At 72.7% G+C, this 19,777-nt stretch carries 21 protein-coding genes; 4 read left to right on the top strand and 17 right to left on the bottom strand.

Annotated features, from left to right (window positions below):
• Nucleotides 1-105: 105 nt before the first annotated feature.
• The 3 genes from AB0D10_RS29815 to AB0D10_RS29805 all read right to left on the bottom strand — a co-directional run bounded on the left by AB0D10_RS29815 (nt 106) and on the right by AB0D10_RS29805 (nt 2,530).
• Nucleotides 106-309: a hypothetical protein gene (locus AB0D10_RS29815; protein ID WP_360262049.1), complete on the bottom strand. Its 204-nt coding sequence runs from the start codon at nt 307-309 to the stop codon at nt 106-108.
• 413 nt (nt 310-722) lie between these two features.
• Nucleotides 723-1,022: an acylphosphatase gene (locus tag AB0D10_RS29810; RefSeq protein WP_360262048.1), complete on the bottom strand. Its 300-nt coding sequence runs from the start codon at nt 1,020-1,022 to the stop codon at nt 723-725.
• A 137-nt stretch (nt 1,023-1,159) separates the two neighbouring features.
• On the bottom strand, nt 1,160-2,530 hold the full coding sequence (locus AB0D10_RS29805; protein WP_360262047.1) for a hypothetical protein: 1,371 nt from the start codon (nt 2,528-2,530) through the stop codon (nt 1,160-1,162).
• A 304-nt stretch (nt 2,531-2,834) separates the two neighbouring features.
• Here AB0D10_RS29805 and AB0D10_RS29800 point away from each other — a divergent pair, with 304 nt between their 5' ends.
• The gene (locus AB0D10_RS29800) at nt 2,835-3,764 is read left to right on the top strand and encodes a hypothetical protein (RefSeq protein ID WP_360262046.1); all 930 of its coding nucleotides are present in this window, start codon (nt 2,835-2,837) and stop codon (nt 3,762-3,764) included.
• Between the two features lie 7 nt (nt 3,765-3,771).
• Here the strand turns inward: AB0D10_RS29800 and mutM are convergent, their stop codons facing one another.
• The 10 genes from mutM to AB0D10_RS29750 form a co-directional block, all read right to left on the bottom strand.
• Nucleotides 3,772-4,653 (bottom strand): bifunctional DNA-formamidopyrimidine glycosylase/DNA-(apurinic or apyrimidinic site) lyase, encoded by an 882-nt coding sequence (gene mutM, locus AB0D10_RS29795; protein ID WP_360262045.1) that lies wholly within the window; start codon nt 4,651-4,653, stop codon nt 3,772-3,774.
• Nucleotides 4,654-4,727: 74 nt separating this feature from the next.
• Nucleotides 4,728-5,522, bottom strand: a complete 795-nt coding sequence (rnc, locus tag AB0D10_RS29790; protein ID WP_360262044.1) for a ribonuclease III — start codon at nt 5,520-5,522, stop codon at nt 4,728-4,730.
• A gap of 20 nt (nt 5,523-5,542) precedes the next feature.
• Nucleotides 5,543-5,716 carry a 50S ribosomal protein L32 gene (gene rpmF / locus AB0D10_RS29785; RefSeq protein WP_030056747.1) on the bottom strand — a complete coding sequence of 58 codons (174 nt, stop codon included), beginning with the start codon at nt 5,714-5,716 and terminating at the stop codon, nt 5,543-5,545.
• Nucleotides 5,717-5,718: 2 nt separating this feature from the next.
• A complete protein-coding gene (locus AB0D10_RS29780; protein WP_360262043.1) occupies nt 5,719-6,363 on the bottom strand; it encodes a DUF177 domain-containing protein in 645 nt (214 codons plus the stop codon).
• Between the two features lie 186 nt (nt 6,364-6,549).
• Complete coding sequence (locus AB0D10_RS29775; protein ID WP_360262042.1) at nt 6,550-7,719, bottom strand: ATP synthase F0 subunit B; 1,170 nt, start codon at nt 7,717-7,719, stop codon at nt 6,550-6,552.
• A gap of 187 nt (nt 7,720-7,906) precedes the next feature.
• Entirely contained in the window at nt 7,907-8,398 is a 492-nt protein-coding gene (gene coaD / locus AB0D10_RS29770; protein ID WP_360262041.1) for a pantetheine-phosphate adenylyltransferase, read from the bottom strand.
• A gap of 50 nt (nt 8,399-8,448) precedes the next feature.
• On the bottom strand, nt 8,449-9,030 hold the full coding sequence (gene rsmD, locus AB0D10_RS29765) for a 16S rRNA (guanine(966)-N(2))-methyltransferase RsmD (RefSeq protein ID WP_360262040.1): 582 nt from the start codon (nt 9,028-9,030) through the stop codon (nt 8,449-8,451).
• Nucleotides 9,031-9,163: 133 nt separating this feature from the next.
• On the bottom strand, nt 9,164-9,697 hold the full coding sequence (locus tag AB0D10_RS29760) for a hypothetical protein (protein ID WP_360262039.1): 534 nt from the start codon (nt 9,695-9,697) through the stop codon (nt 9,164-9,166).
• A 115-nt stretch (nt 9,698-9,812) separates the two neighbouring features.
• Nucleotides 9,813-12,044: an ATP-dependent DNA helicase RecG gene (gene recG / locus AB0D10_RS29755; protein ID WP_360262038.1), complete on the bottom strand. Its 2,232-nt coding sequence runs from the start codon at nt 12,042-12,044 to the stop codon at nt 9,813-9,815.
• Nucleotides 12,045-12,124: 80 nt separating this feature from the next.
• Nucleotides 12,125-13,759, bottom strand: coding sequence for a DAK2 domain-containing protein (locus tag AB0D10_RS29750; RefSeq protein ID WP_360262037.1), 1,635 nt, complete (start codon nt 13,757-13,759; stop codon nt 12,125-12,127).
• A 297-nt stretch (nt 13,760-14,056) separates the two neighbouring features.
• Here AB0D10_RS29750 and rpmB point away from each other — a divergent pair, with 297 nt between their 5' ends.
• Nucleotides 14,057-14,242 (top strand): 50S ribosomal protein L28, encoded by a 186-nt coding sequence (gene rpmB, locus AB0D10_RS29745; protein WP_014138233.1) that lies wholly within the window; start codon nt 14,057-14,059, stop codon nt 14,240-14,242.
• A gap of 254 nt (nt 14,243-14,496) precedes the next feature.
• On the opposite strand, the gene thiD is transcribed toward rpmB, so the two are convergent.
• The 3 genes from thiD to AB0D10_RS29730 all read right to left on the bottom strand — a co-directional run bounded on the left by thiD (nt 14,497) and on the right by AB0D10_RS29730 (nt 17,525).
• A complete protein-coding gene (thiD, locus tag AB0D10_RS29740) occupies nt 14,497-15,342 on the bottom strand; it encodes a bifunctional hydroxymethylpyrimidine kinase/phosphomethylpyrimidine kinase (protein WP_360262036.1) in 846 nt (281 codons plus the stop codon).
• 23 nt (nt 15,343-15,365) lie between these two features.
• Complete coding sequence (locus AB0D10_RS29735) at nt 15,366-16,391, bottom strand: ATP-dependent 6-phosphofructokinase (RefSeq protein WP_360262035.1); 1,026 nt, start codon at nt 16,389-16,391, stop codon at nt 15,366-15,368.
• Between the two features lie 168 nt (nt 16,392-16,559).
• Nucleotides 16,560-17,525: a thiamine-phosphate kinase gene (locus AB0D10_RS29730; RefSeq protein WP_360262034.1), complete on the bottom strand. Its 966-nt coding sequence runs from the start codon at nt 17,523-17,525 to the stop codon at nt 16,560-16,562.
• Between the two features lie 209 nt (nt 17,526-17,734).
• Here AB0D10_RS29730 and AB0D10_RS29725 point away from each other — a divergent pair, with 209 nt between their 5' ends.
• Together AB0D10_RS29725 and AB0D10_RS29720 are read left to right on the top strand one after the other, a co-directional pair.
• Nucleotides 17,735-17,968, top strand: coding sequence for an Lrp/AsnC ligand binding domain-containing protein (locus AB0D10_RS29725; RefSeq protein WP_360262033.1), 234 nt, complete (start codon nt 17,735-17,737; stop codon nt 17,966-17,968).
• Between the two features lie 20 nt (nt 17,969-17,988).
• A complete protein-coding gene (locus tag AB0D10_RS29720) occupies nt 17,989-18,507 on the top strand; it encodes a DUF3515 domain-containing protein (protein WP_360262032.1) in 519 nt (172 codons plus the stop codon).
• A 119-nt stretch (nt 18,508-18,626) separates the two neighbouring features.
• Here AB0D10_RS29720 and AB0D10_RS29715 read toward each other — a convergent pair whose 3' ends face one another.
• Complete coding sequence (locus AB0D10_RS29715) at nt 18,627-19,772, bottom strand: D-alanine--D-alanine ligase family protein (protein WP_360262031.1); 1,146 nt, start codon at nt 19,770-19,772, stop codon at nt 18,627-18,629.
• Between the last annotated feature and the right edge of the window lie 5 nt (nt 19,773-19,777).

Here is a 19,777-nt window from a genome sequence, read left to right as displayed (position 1 = left end):
CGGACACGACGAAGGGACGCCACATCAGGGCGTCCCTTGCAAGCTGCGTCCCTTTCGGGGCGGCTCAGTGCACAGCGGCGTCGATCTGCGAGGACCGGGCGGGACTCAGGTGAGAGCCGGCTCCCGCTGATCCAGATCGATGCTGTTGAGCAGCGAGTGCTCGTCAGCGACAGCGGTGAGAGCGTCGTTCTCGGCCTGAATCCGAAGAAGCTCGGCTTCGAGGTCCTGGACGCGCTGCTGAAGCCGTCGCATCTCGGAGAGCATTCGCGGGTCGGGGCCGCCGACGTACCCGAGAAGCGCCTTTGCCATGATGAATGGTCCTCCACGCTGAGTGACCGAACCGGAACGGTCCAGGTCTAGGGGGAAGGGGGACGCACGCGCGGCGCGCCACCGGAAGTGCTGGCTGGGCACTACGGCACAACCACCGTGAGCTGGGCTCACGAGGGCATGCGCCTGCCGGATAAACGCGGTCGTGTGCGCGGGTTTCCAGCGTCTCACCAAAGACGGAAAGGGTCAACACGATCACCGCACGCTACCGCGCCCGTGTCACCTGCCCGGCGGTGTGGTCACGCCTGGGGGCCTTCGGGACGGGTCCACCTGGTGCTCGTGGATCATCGTTCGATGCGGAGTCAACCACGAGTCTGCCCGGATGGCAACCTCGTGACACCGACAGTTCCGGATCTTTTCCCGGGCGCTCCGGCGGTGGTCCTCCGGGGGGCGGCTCAGCGGATCTCGAAACCCGCGTAACCAGGGCCGACGGCCGTCCAGATCTCGGTCACACCACTCACTCTGCCCGGGGTTCCGGGGCCTCGCAGCAGGGCCAGCAGCTGCTCGCAGTCGGGTGCGAGCCCCTCGGCGACCACCTGGACCCGGCCGTCGCCGAGGTTCCCGGCGTAGCCGGTCAAGCCGATCTCCAGCGCCCGTGCCCTGGTCCACCAGCGGAACCCGACCTCCTGGACCTTCCCCCGCACCCAGGCGGTGACCCGGACCGGTTCCTCACTGTGGGCGTCGCGACCGTGCATGCCCCGACCCTAGCGGCCCGGGTGTCCGGCCACAGCTCGGGCCCGGGCGCGCGGGCCGGGGTGTGCGGGCCCGGACACGGGTGCGGCCCCGCCGGAAGGACCGGCGGGGCCGCACGGGGTGGGGCGCTCGGGTCGGGCTACCAGTCCCCGCCGCCGCCGAAGTCACCGCCACCGCCGAAGTCGCCACCGCCGCCGCCGAAGTCACCTCCGCCGAAGCCGCCGAAGTCACCGCCGTTGAAGTCGGCGCCGGTGTAGTCGCCGCCCTCGTGCTGGTCCTGGTAGCCGTGGTGGCCGCCGTCCATCATGGGCGCCGCGGCGTAGGCCGGGGAGCTCATCATCGAGCCGAGCATGGTGCCGACCAGCAGGCCGGGCAGCAGGCCGCCGCCGAAGCTGCTGTAGTAGCCGCCCGCGTACGGGGCGTACGCCGGGCCGGCGTTCCAGTACGGCTGCGGGCCCTGGTCGGTGTCGACCGTGCGGACGGCCGGGTCGAGGCCGGCCGCCACCCGGTCCGCGTCGGCCTGGCAGACCGGGACGGAACGGGGGGAGCCGCCGGCCGGGGCCCAGTCGACGTCCTTGACGGACGGGCCGTGGCGCGGGTCCATGAAGCACGGGGGACGGCGCTCGGGCAGCGGACGCTTGTCCCGCCGGGCGCTCAGGGTGGCGAGCGCGAAGCGGCCGTCCTCGATCGCCTCGGTGACCTGCTTGACGTCCTCCGGCCGCTTGGCCTCGTCCATCAGGCGCTTGGACTTCTCGTAGGAGTCCAGGGCGTGGGTGTAGTCGGTGCGCTGGGCGTCGTCGGCGTCGGCCGCGGCGGGGTTGAAGTCGAGCCGGTCCAGCTCCTCGCCGAAGGCGGTGATGTCCTCGTCGACCACCCGGCGCAGCTGGTCCAGCTCGGCGCGGGCCTGCTCCTCCTTGCGCTTCTTGGCACGGCGGAAGAGGAGGAAGACGCCGGCCCCGGCCAGCGCCACCAGCACGAGCGGGATGACCACCCAGGCGATCGAGGTGCTGTGGTTGACGCCCTCGCCCTTGGTCTGCGGGGCGGCCTGGTCCACGAAGTCGTTCAGGGTGGCGTCGATGTCGCCGTTGTGGGAGCGGAAGGCCGCGCCGGAGATCCGCTCCGGGAGGCCGGCGCCCAGTGCGCCGCGGTCCGCCCGGGCCGCGAACTGGTTGCCGCGCCAGATCCCGTATACGCCGTCGACGCCCACCATGGTGCGCAGGTCCTTGAAGACGGTGTCCTTGCCGTAGGCCGGCGAGTCCGGGACGACGGCGATGAAGATCGGCTTGTCGGCCTTGTCGATCTTCTTGGTCAGGGCGTCGGCCTGGTCCTGGCTGAAGCGGTCGGCCATCGCCGGGTCGACATAGACCTTGCCCTTCTTCAGGGTGGCGGAGGCGTCGCTCAGTCCGCCGGCGGCCGACGCGGCCGGCGCCAGCAGGAGCAACAGCCCGAGCAGCGCCACCACCAGGGCAAGCGGCCCGGCGCCCCGGGAAGGTCGTGCAAGGGTTCTCATGCCCCCGACGCTACCGTGAGCGGCGCCGGAGCACGCCATACCCTTCGCATACTGGTTATGACAAGGCTCCCCGCCGTCCGCCGGGGCCGCTCCCCTTCTCGGGGATGATGTTTCCCCCGACCGACCCTGAGGCGGACGGGGCGCGGGAACCGCAGGAGGCGCCCGCACGTACGTCCCGGCGGGTCCGGCCCGATTCCGGGGCGCTCCGGGGGGCGTGCCGACCGTACCGCGCGGACGGGCATAGTGGTGCCGGACCGCCGGTCCCATGACCTGTTCTTGACCCAACTCCCGATCGGAGCACCTGGTGATCATCGGCCTCGTCACGGCAGTGGCGGCATCCGCCTGCTACGGCACCGGCTCGGTCCTGCAGGCCGTCGGATCCCGCCGTTCCGCCCGCGAGGAAGCCGCCAGGGGCGCCACCACCTCGACCACCGAGCACGGCGGACCGAGCCTGTCCTCGACCGCGAAAGCCGCCGTCACCTGGGAGTTCATCCTCGGCACGGTGCTCGACCTGATCGGCTTCGGACTCGGCGCGCTGGCCGCACGGCTGCTGCCGCTGTTCCTCTCCCAGACCATCATCAGCGCCAACCTGGTGATCACCGCACTGCTCAGCATCAAGCTGCTGGGCCTGCGGCTCAAGCAGCTGGAGTGGGCCTCGATCGGGGTGCTCTGCTCGGCGCTGGTGCTGCTGGCCGTCTCGGCGGGCCCGGAGGGCGGCCACCACGCGGCCATGTCCTTCCACTGGTGGCTGCTGATCATCACCACCGTGCTGCTGGTCGGCGGCAGTCTGCTGGTGCGGCGGATGGGCGCGAGCGGCGCGATCGTCGCCGGTCTGCTCTCCGGCCTCGGCTTCGGCGCCCTGGGCGTCGGTGTGCGCATCCTGAACGGCGTCCAGCCGTTCGACCTCGGCTCACTGCTCTCCGACCCGGCGCTGTACGCGATCCTGGTCGGCGGCCTCGGCGGCATGTACATCCACACGGTGGCGCTGCAGATCGGCTCGGTGAACGGGGCGACGGCCGCACTGGTGGTCGGCGAGACGGTGCTGCCCGGCGCGGTCGGCGTGATCTGGCTCGGCGACTCCTCCAAGGCCGGCCTGGGCTGGCTCGGCGTGTTGGGCTTCCTGCTCGCGGTGGTGTCCGCGGTCGGGGTCGCCTACTTCGGCCAGGACACCCACGGCACGCCCGGCGACACCGGCGCCGAGCAGCCCGAACTCGCTGGCCGGAACAGGGCCTAGCGTCGACTCAGTCCCCGCTGCGGGCCCGCGGCACGCGCTGGCAGCGGGGGCAGAAGTAGCTGGAGCGGTTCATCCAGGCCGCCCGCCGGATCGCGGTGCCGCACCGGCGGCAGGGTTCGTGCTCGCGGCCGTAGGCGTCGAGGTCCCGGGAGAAGTAGCCGCTCTCGCCGTTCACATTGACGTAGAGGCTGTCGAAGCTGGTGCCGCCGACGGCGAGCGCCGCCGTCATCACGTCCCGGGCGTTGGCCAGCAGCAGGGCGCCCTGCGGGCGGGTCAGCGTCGCGGTCGGACGGTCGTAGTGCAGCCTGGAGCGCCACAGCGCCTCGTCGGCGTAGATGTTGCCGACGCCGCTGATCAGGGTCTGGTCGAGCAGCGCGCGCTTGACGGTGGTGCGCTTGGCGCGTAGCGCGGTCACGAAGGCCCCGTCGTCGAAGCGCGGGTCGAGCGGGTCGCGGGCGATGTGCGCGATGGAGACGGGCGTGCCCTCGGGGTCGCCGTCCTCGGCCTCCTCGACGGCCAGACCGCCGAAGGTCCGCTGGTCGACGAAGCGCAGTTCGCGGCCGCCGTCGGTGAAGCGCAGCCGGACGCGCAGGTGCGTCTCGTCCGGCACCGACGGGTCCTGGACGAGGAGTTGGCCGCTCATCCCGAGGTGGCCGATCAGTGAGAAGCCCGCGCCGGTGCCACCGGCGAGCGGCACCCACAGGTACTTGCCGCGCCGTTGCGCGGTGCCGAGGGTGGTGCCGGTCAGTCGGGCCGTGAAGTCGACCGCACCGGCCGGCTGGCGGCGCACCGCGCGCGGGTGCAGCACCTGGACGTCGGCGACGGTCCGCCCGGCGACCCAGCGGGCCAGACCACGTCGGACGACCTCGACCTCGGGGAGTTCGGGCACGGGAAACGCCTCCTGCAGGAACGATCAGCAGGAGAAGGCTACTTCAGGCGGCCACCGGTCGGCCGCCCGCTGTGCTAGCCCTGGGCGCCGGCCGGCAGGCGGTCGGCGTACTTCTCCTTGATCGCGCGCCACGCGCTCTCGGCGGCCTTCTGCTCGGCTTCCTTCTTCGAGCGGCCGACGCCGCTGCCGAAGTCCTCGCCGGCCACCCGGGCCGCCGCGGTGAAGGTCTTCTCGTGGTCCGGACCGGACTCCATGACCACGTACTCGGGAACCCCGATGCCCACCGAGGCGGTGAGCTCCTGGAGGCTGGTCTTCCAGTCCAGTCCGGCGCCCAGCTGAGAGGACTCCTCGATCAGCGGGTCGAACAGGCGGTGGACGAACTCGGTGGCGGCGTCGAGACCCCGGTCCAGGTAGACGGCGCCGATCACGGCCTCGACGGTGTCGGCGAGGATCGACGACTTGTCGCGGCCGCCGGTGCCCTCCTCGCCCTTGCCGAGGCGGATGAACGTGCCGAGCTCCAGGCCGCGGCCGACGTCCGCGAGCGCGCGGGAGTTGACCACCGCGGCGCGCAGCTTGGCGAGCGTGCCCTCCGGCACGTCCGGGTGGACGCGGTAGAGGGTGTCGGTCACCACCAGGCCCAGCACCGAGTCGCCGAGGAACTCCAGGCGCTCGTTGGTGGGCAGACCCCCGTTCTCGTACGCGTACGAGCGGTGAGTCAGGGCACGCACCAGAAGGGCGCGCTCGAGCGTGTACCCGAGGCGCCCTTCCAGGACGTCGTATTCGGTCGAAGCCGGCCCGCCGGCCTTGCCTCCGCCCGAAGAGACCTTCGGGGCGGTGGACGCCTTGCGAGTGGAGTTACCGTCCGACATCGATCCGTGCACCCCGCCGATCAGACCGAGAGGACCTGGCGACGGTTGTACGTGCCGCAGCTCGGGCACGCGATGTGGCCCAGCTTCGGCTCGTGGCAGCGGTCGCACGCCACGAGGGCCGGGACGACGGCCTTCCAGTTGGACCGACGGTGGCGCGTGTTGCTGCGCGACATCTTCCGCTTCGGAACAGCCACGGCTACTTCTCCTGGTTCTCGGCGAGACCCTCACGGGTGTCGCTGGTCTTGGTTCCGTCACCCTCGTCGCCGGGGGCGGCGGAGAGTCCCTGCAGTGCCGCCCACCGGGGGTCGGCGGCATCGTGGTGGTGCGCCGGGTCGTCACTCAGGCGCGCTCCGCACTCGGAGCACAGGCCCAGGCAGTCTTCCTGGCACACCGGCTGCAGCGGCAGTGCGAGCACCACCGCGTCACGCAGCACCGGCTGGAGGTCGAAGAAATCGCCCTCCAGACGGTAAGTCTCTTCTTCCGAGTCCTCGTCGAGGTCCTCGGTCCCGGTGGTCCGGGCGCGGTGGCGCTCGTCGGACTCCGGGTAGTAGTACAGCTCCTGGAAGTCCACGTCGATGTCGAAGTCGACGGGCTCCAGGCACCGGACGCACTCGCCCTCGACGTGGGCCCCGGCGGTGCCGGTGACCAGCACGCCCTCGACCACGGACTCCAGGCGGAGCTCCAGCTCGATCGGGCTCTTCTCCGGGACGGCGATCACGTCGATGATCCCGAAGCCCTCGGGGGCCTCCAGAGTCCGGCTCACCTTGCGCATCGCACCCGGACGACGGCCGAGCTCGTGCGTGTCGAACACGAGGGGGTCGCGGTGGTCGAGGCGGTTCACGGTGTCCTGACTTCCATCGGATTGAGTGATCGGTGGCGTCTCCATCACGTCGGCGTCGCGCGGGCAAGCGAAAAGCCGGACATGGGGATGCCGGAGTGGTCAGACTACCGGAGTCTCCCGCCAGGCCCAACTTCGGTCCCGGCGGGAGGCTCCGCGCAGGTCCGCCGAGCGGTCGCGCGGGTCCGCTCAGCGGCCGCCGAGCTCCCGCAGCCTGGTCATGTCGATCATGCTGGTGTCGAAGAAGCTGGTCTCGTCCAGGCCCTGCTGCTGCTGCGGCACGGCCGGCGGGGCGGCGGGCGGCTGCGGATAGTCGTAGCCGTCGTACGACTGCGCGCCGTATCCCTGCTGGGGCTGCTGCTGCTGGTAGCCGTAGCCGTCCTGCTGCTGGGCCGGGTAGCCGTGCTGCTGGTAGTCGCCGGTCTGCTGCTGGCCCCACTGGGTGTTGTACGGGTCACCCTGGCCGGCCGGGTCGTAGCCGCCCCCGTACACCTCGGCGTACTGCCCGCCCTGCTGCTGGGCGGCCGCGTACTGATCGGACCCGGGGGTCTGCCAGCCGGCCGCGGCCGGGGTCTGCTCGGGCCAGGTCTGCTGCTGCGGGACGTCCTCTCGGTACCAGGCGATGTCCTCGCCGTCGGCGTCCGCGGCGAAGCCCGCCGCCACCGCCTCGGCCCGCTCCTTGGCCTGCTGGGCCTCGTCCGCGGCGGCCAGGTAGGCGCCCAGCTCGTCGATCGGCCGCTTGCCGAGCAGCTTGTCGCGGCCCTTGCCGACCGCCTCCAGGGTCGCGCCGAGCACGCCCTCCAGGGTGGCGAGCTTCACGTCGACGTACTCGTCCACCTCGGGGCTCGGGCTGAGCCGCTGCGGCCGGAACTCCTCGCCGTCGCCCTCGCCGTCGTGCTCGGCCTCGAAGACGCCGGTGTCGCCGCGCAGCTTGCTGCGGCCGCGGCCGACCGCGCCGAGGGTCTTGGTCAGCACGACCTCGAAGTTGGCGAGCTTGCTGTCCACGTAGTCGTCGGCCTCGGCTCGCTTGGCGTCGACCTCGGAGCGCGCCTCGGCGAGGATCCGGTCGGCCTGGGACTGCGCCTGGCGGACCACCTCGGTGTCCGAGATCAGCGAGCCGCGCTCGCTGTGCGCCCCCTGGATGATCCGGTCGGCCTCGGCCTGGGCGCCGGCCACCACCTGCTCGTGGTCGGCCATCACCGACTGGGCCTGGGCCAGTTCGGCGGGCAGGGCCGCCTTGAGGTCGTTGAGCAGGCCGATCAGCTCGGCCCGGTTCACCACGCAGGAGGCCGACATCGGCATCGAGCGGGCGTTCTCCACTGCCGCCACGATCTCGTCGACCTTGTTCTGCACGTCCACGGGGCTTCGTCTTTCCGTGTGCCGCCGACGGTCCGGCGGAGGCAGGCCCGGCGCGGTGGACCTCACCGCAGGGCAGGAATACAGACTGTACGGCCACCCCGGGGCCGGGTCACAACGCCCGAGCCGAACGGGCCTCCGGGCCGAAGGACAAGGCGTGACGAACCGGCAGAAAAGGACAACCGGCCGCCTACTGCTCGGCCTTGCGCTCCGCGATCCGCTCGACCAGCCGGCGGTGCACCATCTCGGGCAGCAGGTGCGAGACGTCGCCGCCGTACGAGGCGACCTCCTTGACCAGCGTCGAGGAGAGGAAGCTGTACGTCGGCGAGGTCGGCACGAACAGCGTCTCCACGCCGGTCAGGCCGTGGTTCATCTGGGCCATCTGCAGCTCGTAGTCGAAGTCGCTGACCGCCCGCAGGCCCTTGATGATCGCGGGGATGCCGCGCTCCCGGCAGAAGTCCACCAGCAGGCCGTGGTGCGACTCGACCACCACGTTGCCGAAGCCCGCGGTGACCTCCTCGATCAGGCCGATCCGCTCCTCGACGGTGAACATGCCCTGCTTGTTCCGGTTGATCAGGACCGCGACATGCACCACGTCGTAGAGCTTCGAGGCCCGCTCGATGATGTCGAGGTGACCGTTGGTGATCGGGTCGAACGATCCGGGGCAGACGGCTCGGCGCATGGCGTGTGTGCTCCCTCGTGGGGTGACGGCTCGTGCGGGCCCGCGGCCCGCTACTCCTGTGGGTCGGCCGCGGCGGCGCGACCGTACCAGAGCGTGCCCTCGCCGTAGCGACGGGAGCGCAGGCCCTCGAAGCCCTCGGGCCAGCCGAACTCGCCGCCGCGGGTGCTGCGCTCCACGGTGACGAGTGTGTCCTCCGCGAGCCACCCCCCGGCCAGGAGTGTGATCAGCATCTCCCGGAGCTCCTCGTCCGTCACGGCGTACGGCGGGTCGAGGAACACCAGGTCGTACGGGCTCTGCGGGGGCGGGCCGACGACCACCTTCTCCGCCTTCGAGGCCCGCACCTCGGCGCCCGGCAGGCCGATCGTGCGGACGTTCTCCCGGATCACCCTGGCCGCCTGGCCGTCCGCCTCGACCAGCAGGACGTGCTCGGCGCCGCGCGACAGCGCCTCCAGACCGACCGCGCCCGATCCGCCGAACAGGTCCAGCATCCGGGCCCCGTGCAGGGTGCCGCGCAGTGCCTCCAGCGTGGAGAACATCGCCTCGCGGGCCTTGTCGGAGGTCGGTCGGGTGCCCCGGCCGGGCGGTACGGCCAGTCGGCGGCCGCCGGCCGCCCCGGCGATCACGCGGGTCATGGTGGTGGGAGGTCCTTTCGTCGCTGCCCGACCACGCTATCCCGACCACCGCCGACCCGATCACCGCGCTCACGCCGAACGGGCGCGGCCCGGCGGGGTGCGCCCGCCGGTCCGCGCCCGCACACCCGGACGGTCAGCTCGCCTCGGAGCCCGCCGACTGGGCCGGAACGGTCGCACCGAGCAGGGCCGGCGAGGCGTAGCGGGACCAGGACAGGCAGCCGTCGGGCGGGCAGAACTCGGGGCGGCGAGGGTCGTGCCCGAGCTCGCGCAGCTTGGTCCGGACGGAGTCGGGCGTGCGGCCGAAGCGGGCGGCGATCCGGGCGACGGTCTCGCCGTCGTGGAAGCGCCGGACCAGCTCCTCCTCGTGCTGCGGCACCCAGGGGGCACCGTGGCCGGGGTACAGCTCGCGCAGCACGTCACGGTCGGGGATGGGCTCGGAGACGTCGGCGACGATCGCCAGCGCCCGCAGCGCGCGGTTGAGCGCGATCCGCAGCGAGGCGACGTCCTCGACCGGCAGGCGGAGCTTGCCCGAGGCGAGCGGTGCGGCGGCCGCCCCCTCGCGCCAGCCGGTCAGGGTGAGGGTGACCTCGCGGTCGTCGTCGCTGGCGAGTTCGATCCGGAAGACCTTGTCGCCCAGCGGGAGCTCGTTGAGATGACGGAATGCCATGGCATGACCCCCAAGTGTCGTGCCAGGTGCGCACCTTGAGGGTGCGTCCTGAACACCTTCATTCTCTCGCGGGGGTCTGACAATTCCCGGGCCGGACGGGTGCGACCGGACCGGCTCAGCCCTTCTCCATGTAGGCCGCCCGGTCCTCGTCGATCAGGCTCTCCAGCACCGTGCGCAGCTCCGGGTGGGCGGCCAGCTCCGGGTCCTCGGCGACCAGCCGGGTGGCCTCGGTCCGCGCGGTGAGGATGACCTCCTCGTCCTCCAGCACCGAGAGCACCTTGAGCGAGGACTTCACCCCGGACTGCGCCTGGCCCAGCACGTCGCCCTCGCGGCGCTGTTCGAGGTCGATCCGGGACAGCTCGAAGCCGTCCAGGGTGCCCGCCACCGCGTCCAGCCGGGCCCGGGCGGCGCTGCCCCCGGGCATCTCGCTGACCAGGAGGCACAGGCCCGCCGCGCTGCCGCGGCCGACCCGGCCGCGCAGCTGGTGGAGCTGGGAGACGCCGAAGCGGTCGGCGTCCATGATGACCATCGCGGTCGAGTTGGGGACGTTGACGCCGACTTCGATGACGGTGGTGGCGACCAGGACGTCCACCTCGCCGGCCGAGAACCGGCGCATCACGTCGTCCTTGGCCTCCGGTGCGAGCCGCCCGTGCAGGATCTCCACCCGCAGCCCGGAGAGCGGGCCCTCGACCAGCTTCCGGGCCGTCTCCACCACCGAGAGCGGGGGCCGTCGTTCGTCGCTCGCGGCGCCGAGGTCGGCGACCTCCTCGAAGTCCTCCTCGGCCGGCTTCCGCTTCTTCTTCGCGTCGCCCCTGGCCGGGGCCGCGGGCTCCTCGTCGTCCCCGATCCGGGGGCACACCACGTACGCCTGGTGGCCCTTGCCGACCTCCTCGCGGACCCGCTCCCAGGCCCGGGTGAGGAAGTTGGGCTTCTCCAGCGCCGGGACGACGTGGGTGGAGATCGGCGAGCGGCCGGCCGGCAGCTGGTCCAGGACGGAGGTCTCCAGGTCCCCGAAGACGGTCATCGCGACGGTGCGCGGGATCGGCGTCGCGGTCATCACCAGCAGGTGCGGCGGCTGCTCCCCCTTGGCGCGCAGCGCGTCCCGCTGCTCGACGCCGAAGCGGTGCTGCTCGTCGACCACGACCAGGCCGAGGTCCTGGAACTGGACCTTGTCCTCGATCAGCGCGTGGGTGCCGATGGCGAGGCCGGCGTCGCCGCAGGCCATGTCGAGCAGCGCCTGACGGCGGGCGGCGACACCCATCGAGCCGGTCAGCAGCACCACCCGGGTGCCGTGGTCGGAGCCGCCGAGCATGCCGCCCTCGGCCAGGTCCCCCATCATCTCGACGATCGAGCGGTGGTGCTGCTGCGCGAGCACCTCGGTGGGTGCCAGCAGGACGGCCTGGCCGCCCGCGTCCACCACGGCGAGCATGGCGCGCAGCGCGACCAGGGTCTTGCCGGAGCCGACCTCGCCCTGGAGCAGCCGGTGCATCGGGTGCTCGGTCGCCAGGTCGGCGGCGATCTCGGCGGAGACCTTCTGCTGGCCCTCGGTGAGGGTGAACGGCAGCCGGGCGTCGAAGGCGTCCAGCAGGCCGCCCGCGCGGGCCGGGCGCGGCTTGGCGGGCAGCGCGGAGTCGGCGGCCCGGCGCTGCGCCAGGGCGACCTGGAGCACGAAGGCCTCGTCCCAGCGCAGCCGGCTCTGGGCCCGCTCGCGGTCGGCCTGGCTGCGCGGTCGGTGGATCAGCTCCAGCGCCTCGGGCAGCGGGACCAGGTCGTGCCGCTCGCGCAGTTCGGCGGGCAGCGGCTCCCCGACGTCGCCGAGGTGTTTGGTGAGCGCGGTCTCGATGCAGATCGACAGCTTCCAGCTGGGCATCTGCGCGCTGGCCCCGTACACCGGGATGAGCCGACCGGCGAACTGCCGCGCGGCGTCCGACCCGGTGTCCTCGTCGAGGAGCTGGTAGTCCGGGGAGACCAGCTGGCGGGAGCGGTTGAAGACGCCGACCTTGCCCGCGAACAGGCCCTGGGCGCCGGCCTTGAGCTCCTTCTGCCGCCAGCCCTGGTTGAAGAAGACCAGCGAGAGCCGGCTGCGGCCGTCGGTGACGACGACCTCCAGGCGGTCGCCCTTGCGGCCCCGGAACGGGATCAGGGTGACCTTCTCGATCCGGGCCAGCACCGTGACGTGCTCGTCGACGTCCAGCTCGTCCAGGCTGGTGAGCTGGCCGCGTTCGACGTAGCGGCGCGGGTAGTGGTGCAGCAGGTCCCCGACCGTGCGCAGCTTGAGGCTGTCGGCGAGCACCTTCGCGGTGCGGTCGCCGACGAGTTTGGTCAGTGGTTCATCGAGAGCGCCCATCAGCGCCCTGTTTACACCACGGGACCGACAAACCGGGCCTCCCGCCGCCCGCCGCCCCGCCCGGGCGACGTGCCGCCGCGCTACTCCACGCCGATGAGCAGTGGTGCCGGTTCCTGTCCTCCGTGGAAGACCACCGCGTCCACCTCGGGCCGCCGGTGCCGCACGTGCGCGACCAGCCGGTCGGCGAGCGCCTCGTCGGTGCCCTCGCCGAGGATCAGGGTGACGAGTTCGCCGCCCGCGCCGAGCATCCGGTCCAGCACGCTCTCGCCGACCTCCTCCAGTCCGCCGCCGATCACCGCGACGTCGCCGTCGATCAGCCCGAGCACGTCCCCGGCCTGGCAGACCCCGGCCATCGTCCAGGACTCCCCCTCGGCGACGGCGAGTTCGGCGTAGCGGGTGGCCCCGGCGGCGGAGGTCATGGCGACCACGTCCTCGTCGAAGCGGCGGCCGCCCTCGTGCACCGCGAGCGCCGCCAGCCCCTGCACCGGCGAGCGGGTGGGCAGGACGGCGATCCTCACGCCCTCCTCGCGCAGCTGGTCGGCGGCAGCCCCGGCGGCGGCGCGCAGTTCCGGGTCGTTGAGCAGCAGGACGACCTCGCGGGCGGCCGAGCGGCGCACGGCGGCGGCGAGTTCGGCGCTGGCCGGCGGGCGGTCCGGGTCGGCGTGCAGGACTACGGCGCCGGCCTGCTCGCACAGCTCGGCCAGGCCCCCGCCGGAGACCACGGAGAGCACCGCGCGGGCCCGCTCCTCGCGCTCGCCGTGCTCGGGCGCGGTACTGCCGGCCCGGGCGGCGGCCTCGGCGAAGTGCGTGATCCGGATCTGGTGCGGTCGCCCGGCCCCGACCCCGGCCTCCACCGCGGCGCCCGCGTCGTCCACGTGGACGTGCACGTTCCACAGGCCGTCGCCGCCGCCGATCACCAGCGAGTCGCCGAGCCCGGCGAGCCGCCCGCGCAGCTCGGGCAGCGCCTCGTCGGGCGCGTCCAGCAGGTAGATGACCTCGAAAGCGGGGTGCCCGGGACCCGGCGGCCGGACGTGCACCTCGCAGCTCTCGACGGCCCGGACGTCCCCGCGCAGCGCGACCGGCCCCATCGGCTGCTGCCCGGCGACGGCGTCGGCGAGCGCCCCGAGGACGGCCACCAGGCCGCGCCCGCCCGCGTCCACGACGCCGTTCTCGGCCAGCACGGCGAGCTGCTCGGGGGTGTGCCGCAGGGCGTCCCGGGCGGCCCGGTACGCGGTGTCGGCGACCTGCGAGAGGCCGTCCCCGGCCCGGACGGCCTCCCGGGCGGCGACCCGGGCGACGGTCAGCAGCGTGCCCTCGACGGGCTCCGCGACGGCCTGGTAGGCGGAGTCGGCGGCCCGCTGGAGGGCGGCCCGCAGCTGGTCGGCGCCGCCGCCCTCGGCCAGCGTCTCGGCGGTGCCGCGCAGCCACTGGGCGAGGATCACGCCGGAGTTGCCGCGGGCGCCGACCAGCGCGCCGCGGGCCATCGCGCGGACCGCGTCGGCCAGTCCGGGGGCCGGCTCGGCGGCGGGGTCGGCGAAACGGCTCTCCACCTCGGCGGCGGCGGACTCGACGGTCAGGTAGAGGTTGGTGCCGGTGTCGCCGTCCGGGACCGGGTAGACGTTGAGCGCGTCGATCTCCTCGCGGGCCTGGCCGAGCGCGCGCAGCGCGAGCTGGCACCAGGTGCGCACGGCCGGGGCGTCGAGCGTGTGCAGCACCAGGGCTCCTCCGGGTGGGCCGCGATGGCCTGTGGGGCGGCAGCACGGTCACGGCTGCGGCGAGGGGTGATACCGGCAGGTTATCGGGGTGCGGGGAGGGCCGTCCGGACCCGGCGACCGGAGCGATCACTCAGCCGGTCATGGTAGTTTCGTGGGACGGAAGCAAGCGTTGTATGCTCTTCCGGTTGCCTGGAACCGTCCAGGCTCACCCCCTTGTCCGGTCTGGTTCACGCGAGTGCTCCGGTGGGTGAGCGGGGTTTTCGAAAGTATCTGATCTGAAGTCTTGGAGTGACTCCTGTGGCTGCCAACTGCGACGTCTGCGGCAAGGGGCCGGGCTTCGGCAACAGCATCTCCCACTCTCACCGCCGTACCCCCCGTCGTTGGAACCCCAACATCCAGACGGTGCGCGCTGTGATTGGGCGGACGCCGAAGCGGCTCAACGTCTGCACCTCGTGCATCAAGGCCGGTAAGGTCTCGCGCTGACGCGCAGACCGGCATGCCGGTCCTCCAGTGAGTCGGTTCATCCCCGGATGGACCGGCTTCGCTGTTTCCATGACCGGCTACGCCGATTCCGGACTCACCACTGGTGGGCGGGCTCCTTCGGGGACCCGCCCACCAGTGTTTTCGTCCGGTCGGTGCTTCCGTCCGGGTGCGTCCGTTCCCGTCCGGGCTCGTTTCCGTCCGGGCTCGTTTCCGTCCGGGGTCGTTTCCGTCCGGGGTCGTTTCCGTCCCGGCCCTCAGCGCCAGCGCCAGGCGTGGTCGACCGGCCCGATCCCGGCGCCCAGCGCGAAGCCCCCGGCGATCGCGCCGGTGATGTACTCCTTGGCCGAGCCCACCGCCTCCGGCAGCGGCTCGCCCTTGGCCAGGCCGGCCGCGATCGAGCTCGCCAGGGTGCAGCCGGTGCCGTGGGTGTGCCGGTTGTCGTAGCGCGGCGCCCGGTACCAGTGCTCCTCCCCCGGCCCGCCGTACAGCAGGTCGGCGGCCTCGCCCTCCAGGTGGCCGCCCTTGACCAGCACCCAGCGCGGTCCGAGGTCGAGCAGCGCCTTGGCGGCGTCCAGCATCTGCCCCTCGTCCTCGACGGTCCGTCCGGTGAGCTGCGTCACCTCGTGCAGGTTGGGGGTGGCCAGGGTGGCGACCGGCAGCAGCTTCTCGCGGACGGTGCCGACGGCCTCTGCGGCCAGCAGCGCGTCCCCGTGCTTGGAGACACCGACCGGGTCGACCACCACCGGGGCGTCCACGTCGGCCAGCAGCTCCGAGACGGTCTCGACCAGTTCGATCGAGGCGAGCATGCCGGTCTTCACGGCCTGCACCCCGATGTCGTCCACCACGCTGCGGAACTGCGCCCGGACGGCTTCGGCGGGCAGTTCCCAGTAGCCCTGGACGCCGAGCGAGTTCTGCGCGGTGACGGCGGTGACCACGCTCATGCCGTGGACGCCGAGGGCGAGCATCGCCTTGAGGTCGGCCTGGATGCCGGCGCCGCCGCCGGAGTCGGAGCCGGCGACGGTGAGCACGCGGGGAGGAGCACCGGAGGGGCCGTGCGGAGCGGGCCGGCCGGCGGCGGGGGCGGGAGACGGGTGGACCATGCCCCCAACCTACCCGCGCCGGTTCACAGCACGGCTTCGGACTCCACCCAGCGGTCTTCCGGCACCGTCTTCAGCCGGGTCACCGCGGCGGCGATCGGCAGCAGTTCGATCCCGGTCCGGCGCAGCGCGGTGAAGTGCCCGAACGCGCCCCGGTGGACGGCCTCCACCGCGTGCCAGCCGAAGCGGGTGGCGAGCACCCGGTCGTAGGCGGTCGGGGTGCCGCCGCGCTGGGTGTGGCCGAGGATGACCGGGCGGGCCTCCTTGCCGAGCAGGTCCTCCAGCTCGTGGGCGAGCCGGTTGCCGATCCCGCCGAAGGTCCGGTGGCCGTACTGGTCGACGGCGCCGTGGTCGAAGCGCATGGTGCCGGGCATCGGGGTCGCGCCCTCGGCGACGGCGATGATGGCGAACTTCTTGCCGCGGGAGAAGCGGTCCTCGACCATCCGGGCCACCCCCTCGATGTCGAAGGGCTTCTCCGGGATCAGGATGCCGTGCGCACCGCCGGCCATGCCCGCGGTGAGGGTGATCCAGCCCGTGTGACGCCCCATCAACTCGACCACCATGACGCGCTGGTGGGACTCGGCGGTGGTCTTCAGCCGGTCGATCGCCTCGGTCGCGACGTGCACCGCGGTGTCGAAGCCGAAGGTGACGTCGGTGGCGTCGATGTCGTTGTCGATGGTCTTGGGCACCCCGACCACCGGCAGTCCGGCGTCGCTGAACAGCTTGGCGGCGGTCATCGTCCCCTCGCCACCGATCGCGATCAGCGCGTCGATGCCGATGTCCCTGGCCAGCACCTCGGCGTTCTCCACCGCCCAGTCGATCCGGTCGCGCCGCACCCTGGCCGAGCCCAGGACGGTGCCGCCGAGGGTGAGCAGACCGGTGACGTCGTCGTGCGAGACCGTCCGGGTGCGGCCCTCGATCAGGCCGAGGAATCCGTCCAGGATGCCGACGATCTCGTCGCCGTGGACGTCCGTGCCCCGGTGCACCACCGAACGGATCACCGCGTTGAGGCCGGGGCAGTCGCCGCCGCTGGTCAGTACACCGATGCGCATGTCAGGTGTGCTCCCGCTCGCAGTGGTTCGGGCCGCCCGCGCCGGACGGGCGGGCGGGCTCGGATGCCGCAAGCCTACGCAAAACGCACCCCCGAATCCCGTCCGCCGCACGCCCGGAGCGTCATCCGACGCACCGGCGTCCAGTGCCCATCGGCCGTACGCCGTAGGTCATTCGGCGAAGTGGTCCCAGCCGCCGACCCGGTCCCAGGGCGCGCCGTCCACCGTCACCCGGCCGCTGCGGCTGCCCGTCGGACGGCCGGTGACCTCGCCCACCACCCGCCAGCGGGCCGGGAGTTGGACCCCGCGCGGGAAGGTCGCCACGATCGCGTGGTCCTCGCCGCCGGAGAGCACCCAGACCATCGGGTCCACCCCGACCGCCTGGCCGATGTCCGCCATCTGCGCCGGGACGTCGAAGTCGGCGGCCTTCAGGTCGATGTCGACCTCGCTGGCCCGGGCCACGTGGCCGAGGTCGGCGACCAGCCCGTCGCTCACGTCGATCATCGAGGTCGCGCCCAACTCGGCCGCCGCCGGGCCCGCGTGGTACGGCGGCTCGGGCCGGCGGTGCGCCTCGACGAAGGCGCGCGGGGAGCGGAAGCCGCGCTGCAGCACGGTCAGCCCGGCGGCCGACCAGCCCAGCCAGCCGGTCACCGCGATCACGTCGCCGACCTGCGCGCCGGAGCGCGTCACCGCCGCGCGCCCCTGCAGGTCACCGAGCGCCGTGATGGCGAGCGTGACGGTGTCGCCGCGCACCACGTCGCCGCCGACCACCGTCGCCCCGGCGACCTGGCACTCGTCGCGCAGCCCGTCCATCAGCTCGGTCGCCCACGTGGTCGGCAGATCGGCGGGGGCGACCAGACCGAGCAGTATCGCGGTCGGCACCGCCCCCATCGCGGCCACGTCGGCGAGGTTCTGGGCGGCGGCCTTGCGGCCCACGTCGTACGCGGTGGACCAGTCCCGGCGGAAGTGCCGGTTCTCGATCAGGACGTCCGTGGTCGCCACCACCCGGCCGTCCGGAGCCCGCACCACCGCGGCGTCGTCACCCGGGCCGAGGTCGACCGCATCGGTGAGCGGTACCCGGGCGGTCAGCTCCCTGATGAGGCCGAACTCGCCGAGTTCGCCCACGGTCCCCTGCATCTGCCGTCCTCTCGCGTTTTCATCCGATCCGGTCCCCGTCGCGCTCCCCCGCGCGCAGCGTACGCCCTTCGGGGGTGCAGAAGTCTCCCCTCCCCGGCCCGCTGCGCGGTAGCGTGGTGATCAGACTGCCGGTGAGCCCGTTCCACCCCCCGACGCCTGACCGGGCGATCACGGCGGCGATCCCCGTAACCGGCCGCCGGGAGGTCCTCGTGGTACAGGCATACATCCTGATCCAGACCGAAGTAGGGAAGGCCACCGCGGTGGCCGAGCTGATCTCCGAGATCCCCGGCGTGCTCACCGCCGAGGACGTCACGGGCCCCTACGACGTGATCGTCAAGGCCGAGGCCGAGACGGTCGACGACCTGGGCCGCATGGTCGTGGCCCAGGTCCAGAAGGTCGAGGGCATCACCCGCACCCTCACCTGTCCCGTGGTCCACCTGTAAGTCCCGGCTACCATCGGCGCGTGACCAGAGAACCCCGCCTCCCCCGGGCACTGACCGCGCTGCCGGCGCCCGTGCGGTGGCTGGCCCTGCCCGTCGCGCTGGCCTGCACCGTCGTGGTGCTGGTCGGCGCCTGGGGTTCGGACGACGGAAAGATCGAGGTCCCGAGCCCGAGCGGCAAGGCAGCGGAGTACTGCAGGGCCCTGGCCGCCGCGCTGCCGCAGGACCTGCTCGGTCACGCCCGCAAGGACCCGTCGCCCGCCTCGCCGTACGTGGCCGTCTGGGACAGTTCGCCCCGGACGGTCATGCGCTGCGGCGTCGACCGGCCGGAGGAACTGGACGGGGAGCACGCCACGGACCTGTCCCCGGCCGTCGACGACGTCACCTGGTGGTCACAGAAGCTCGACGACGGCGGCTACCGCTTCGTGACGACCATGCGCGCCGCCTACGTCGAGCTGACCGTTCCGTCCGGGGCCGCGAAGAACCCGTTCGACCCGGCCACCCTGCTCAGCCCGCTGGTCAGGGACAACGTCCCCGGCTGAACCGGGGAGCAGGACGCGACGGGCGGGACCGACGACGGCCGGCACGCGCGGAGCGCCGGACAGGGCGTACTGGGGGCGGGCCGGGAAGACCCCGGCCCGCCCTCCGGCCGTACGGACCGCTAGCGCAGCCCGGTCGAGCGCCGCAGCGCCGTCTGCAGCAGCCGGTCGATCAGCTCCGGGTACGAGACGCCGCTGGCCTCCCACATCTTCGGGTAGGCCGAGATCGGGGTGAAGCCGGGCATGGTGTTGATCTCGTTGATCATCCAGGTGCCGTCCTCCAACAGGAAGAAGTCCACCCGGGCCAGGCCCTCGCAGCCGAGCGCCTCGAACGCCTCGATCGCCTGGCGCTGGATCTCGGCGGTCTCCTCCGCCGTGAGCTTCGCCGGGATCTGCACGTCGGAGGAGTCGATGTACTTGGCCTCGAAGTCGTAGAAGTCGAAGCCGTCACCGACCAGGATCTCGCCGGCCACGCTGGCCCGCGGGCCGTCCTCGAACTCCAGCACGCCGCACTCGATCTCGCGGCCGGTCACGCCGGCCTCGATGATCAGCTTGGGGTCGTGCCGGCGGGCCTCCTCGATCGCGGCGTCGAGGTCGGCCAGGTCCTTCACCTTGGTGATGCCGATGCTGGAACCGGCCCGGCAGGGCTTCACGAACAGCGGCAGGCCCAGCTCGGCGGCCCGCTCGCGCACGGCGGCGCGGCCCGCCTCGGTCTCCCAGTCGCGCGGGCGCACGATGGTGTAGTGGCCGACGCCCAGACCGTGCGAGGCCAGGATCCGCTTGGCGAACTCCTTGTCCATGCCGGCCGCGCTGGCCAGCACGCCGTTGCCGACGTACGGGACGCCCGAGAGCTCCAGCAGGCCCTGCACGGTGCCGTCCTCGCCCCACGGGCCGTGCAGCAGCGGGAACACCACGTCGACGTCACCGAGGGCCTTGGGGGCGCTCCCCGGCTCGCTCAGCAGCACCTCCCGGTTGCCCGGGGCGACCGGCAGCGCGACCTGCGCGTCGAGGGACTCGGCGACGTGTGCCACGTCGGGCAGCTTGCCGTCGGTGATGGCCATCCGGGCCGGCTCGTCGCTGGTCAGCGCCCAGCGGCCCTCGTGCGTGATGCCGATCGGCAGCACGTCGTACTTGTCGCGGTCGATCGCCCTGAGCACACTGCCCGCGGTGGAGACCGAGATGGCGTGCTCGGAGCTGCGCCCGCCGAAGACCAGCGCGACGCGCGGCTTCGGGGCGGACGGATTCGGGGAGGACTGTTCGATGCTCATATCGG

Source organism: Kitasatospora sp. NPDC048545 (assembly GCF_040651155.1).
Lineage (GTDB): Bacteria > Actinomycetota > Actinomycetes > Streptomycetales > Streptomycetaceae > Kitasatospora.
The sequence above is the reverse complement of the archived record's forward strand: the minus strand, read 5'-3'. Positions and strand labels throughout refer to the sequence as shown.

Bases quoted from the DNA above. Each gene is read 5' to 3' on its own strand.
- AB0D10_RS29815 (WP_360262049.1), bottom strand. From the start codon at position 309: ATGGCAAAGGCGCTTCTCGGGTACGTCGGCGGCCCCGACCCGCGAATG.
- AB0D10_RS29810 (WP_360262048.1), bottom strand. From the start codon at position 1,022: ATGCACGGTCGCGACGCCCACAGTGAGGAACCGGTCCGGGTCACCGCC.
- AB0D10_RS29805 (WP_360262047.1), bottom strand. From the start codon at position 2,530: ATGAGAACCCTTGCACGACCTTCCCGGGGCGCCGGGCCGCTTGCCCTG.
- rnc (WP_360262044.1), bottom strand. From the start codon at position 5,522: ATGTCGGACGGTAACTCCACTCGCAAGGCGTCCACCGCCCCGAAGGTC.
- coaD (WP_360262041.1), bottom strand. From the start codon at position 8,398: ATGCGCCGAGCCGTCTGCCCCGGATCGTTCGACCCGATCACCAACGGT.
- rsmD (WP_360262040.1), bottom strand. From the start codon at position 9,030: ATGACCCGCGTGATCGCCGGGGCGGCCGGCGGCCGCCGACTGGCCGTA.
- AB0D10_RS29760 (WP_360262039.1), bottom strand. From the start codon at position 9,697: ATGGCATTCCGTCATCTCAACGAGCTCCCGCTGGGCGACAAGGTCTTC.
- recG (WP_360262038.1), bottom strand. From the start codon at position 12,044: ATGGGCGCTCTCGATGAACCACTGACCAAACTCGTCGGCGACCGCACC.
- thiD (WP_360262036.1), bottom strand. From the start codon at position 15,342: ATGGTCCACCCGTCTCCCGCCCCCGCCGCCGGCCGGCCCGCTCCGCAC.
- AB0D10_RS29735 (WP_360262035.1), bottom strand. From the start codon at position 16,391: ATGCGCATCGGTGTACTGACCAGCGGCGGCGACTGCCCCGGCCTCAAC.
- AB0D10_RS29730 (WP_360262034.1), bottom strand. From the start codon at position 17,525: ATGCAGGGGACCGTGGGCGAACTCGGCGAGTTCGGCCTCATCAGGGAG.
- AB0D10_RS29715 (WP_360262031.1), bottom strand. From the start codon at position 19,772: ATGAGCATCGAACAGTCCTCCCCGAATCCGTCCGCCCCGAAGCCGCGC.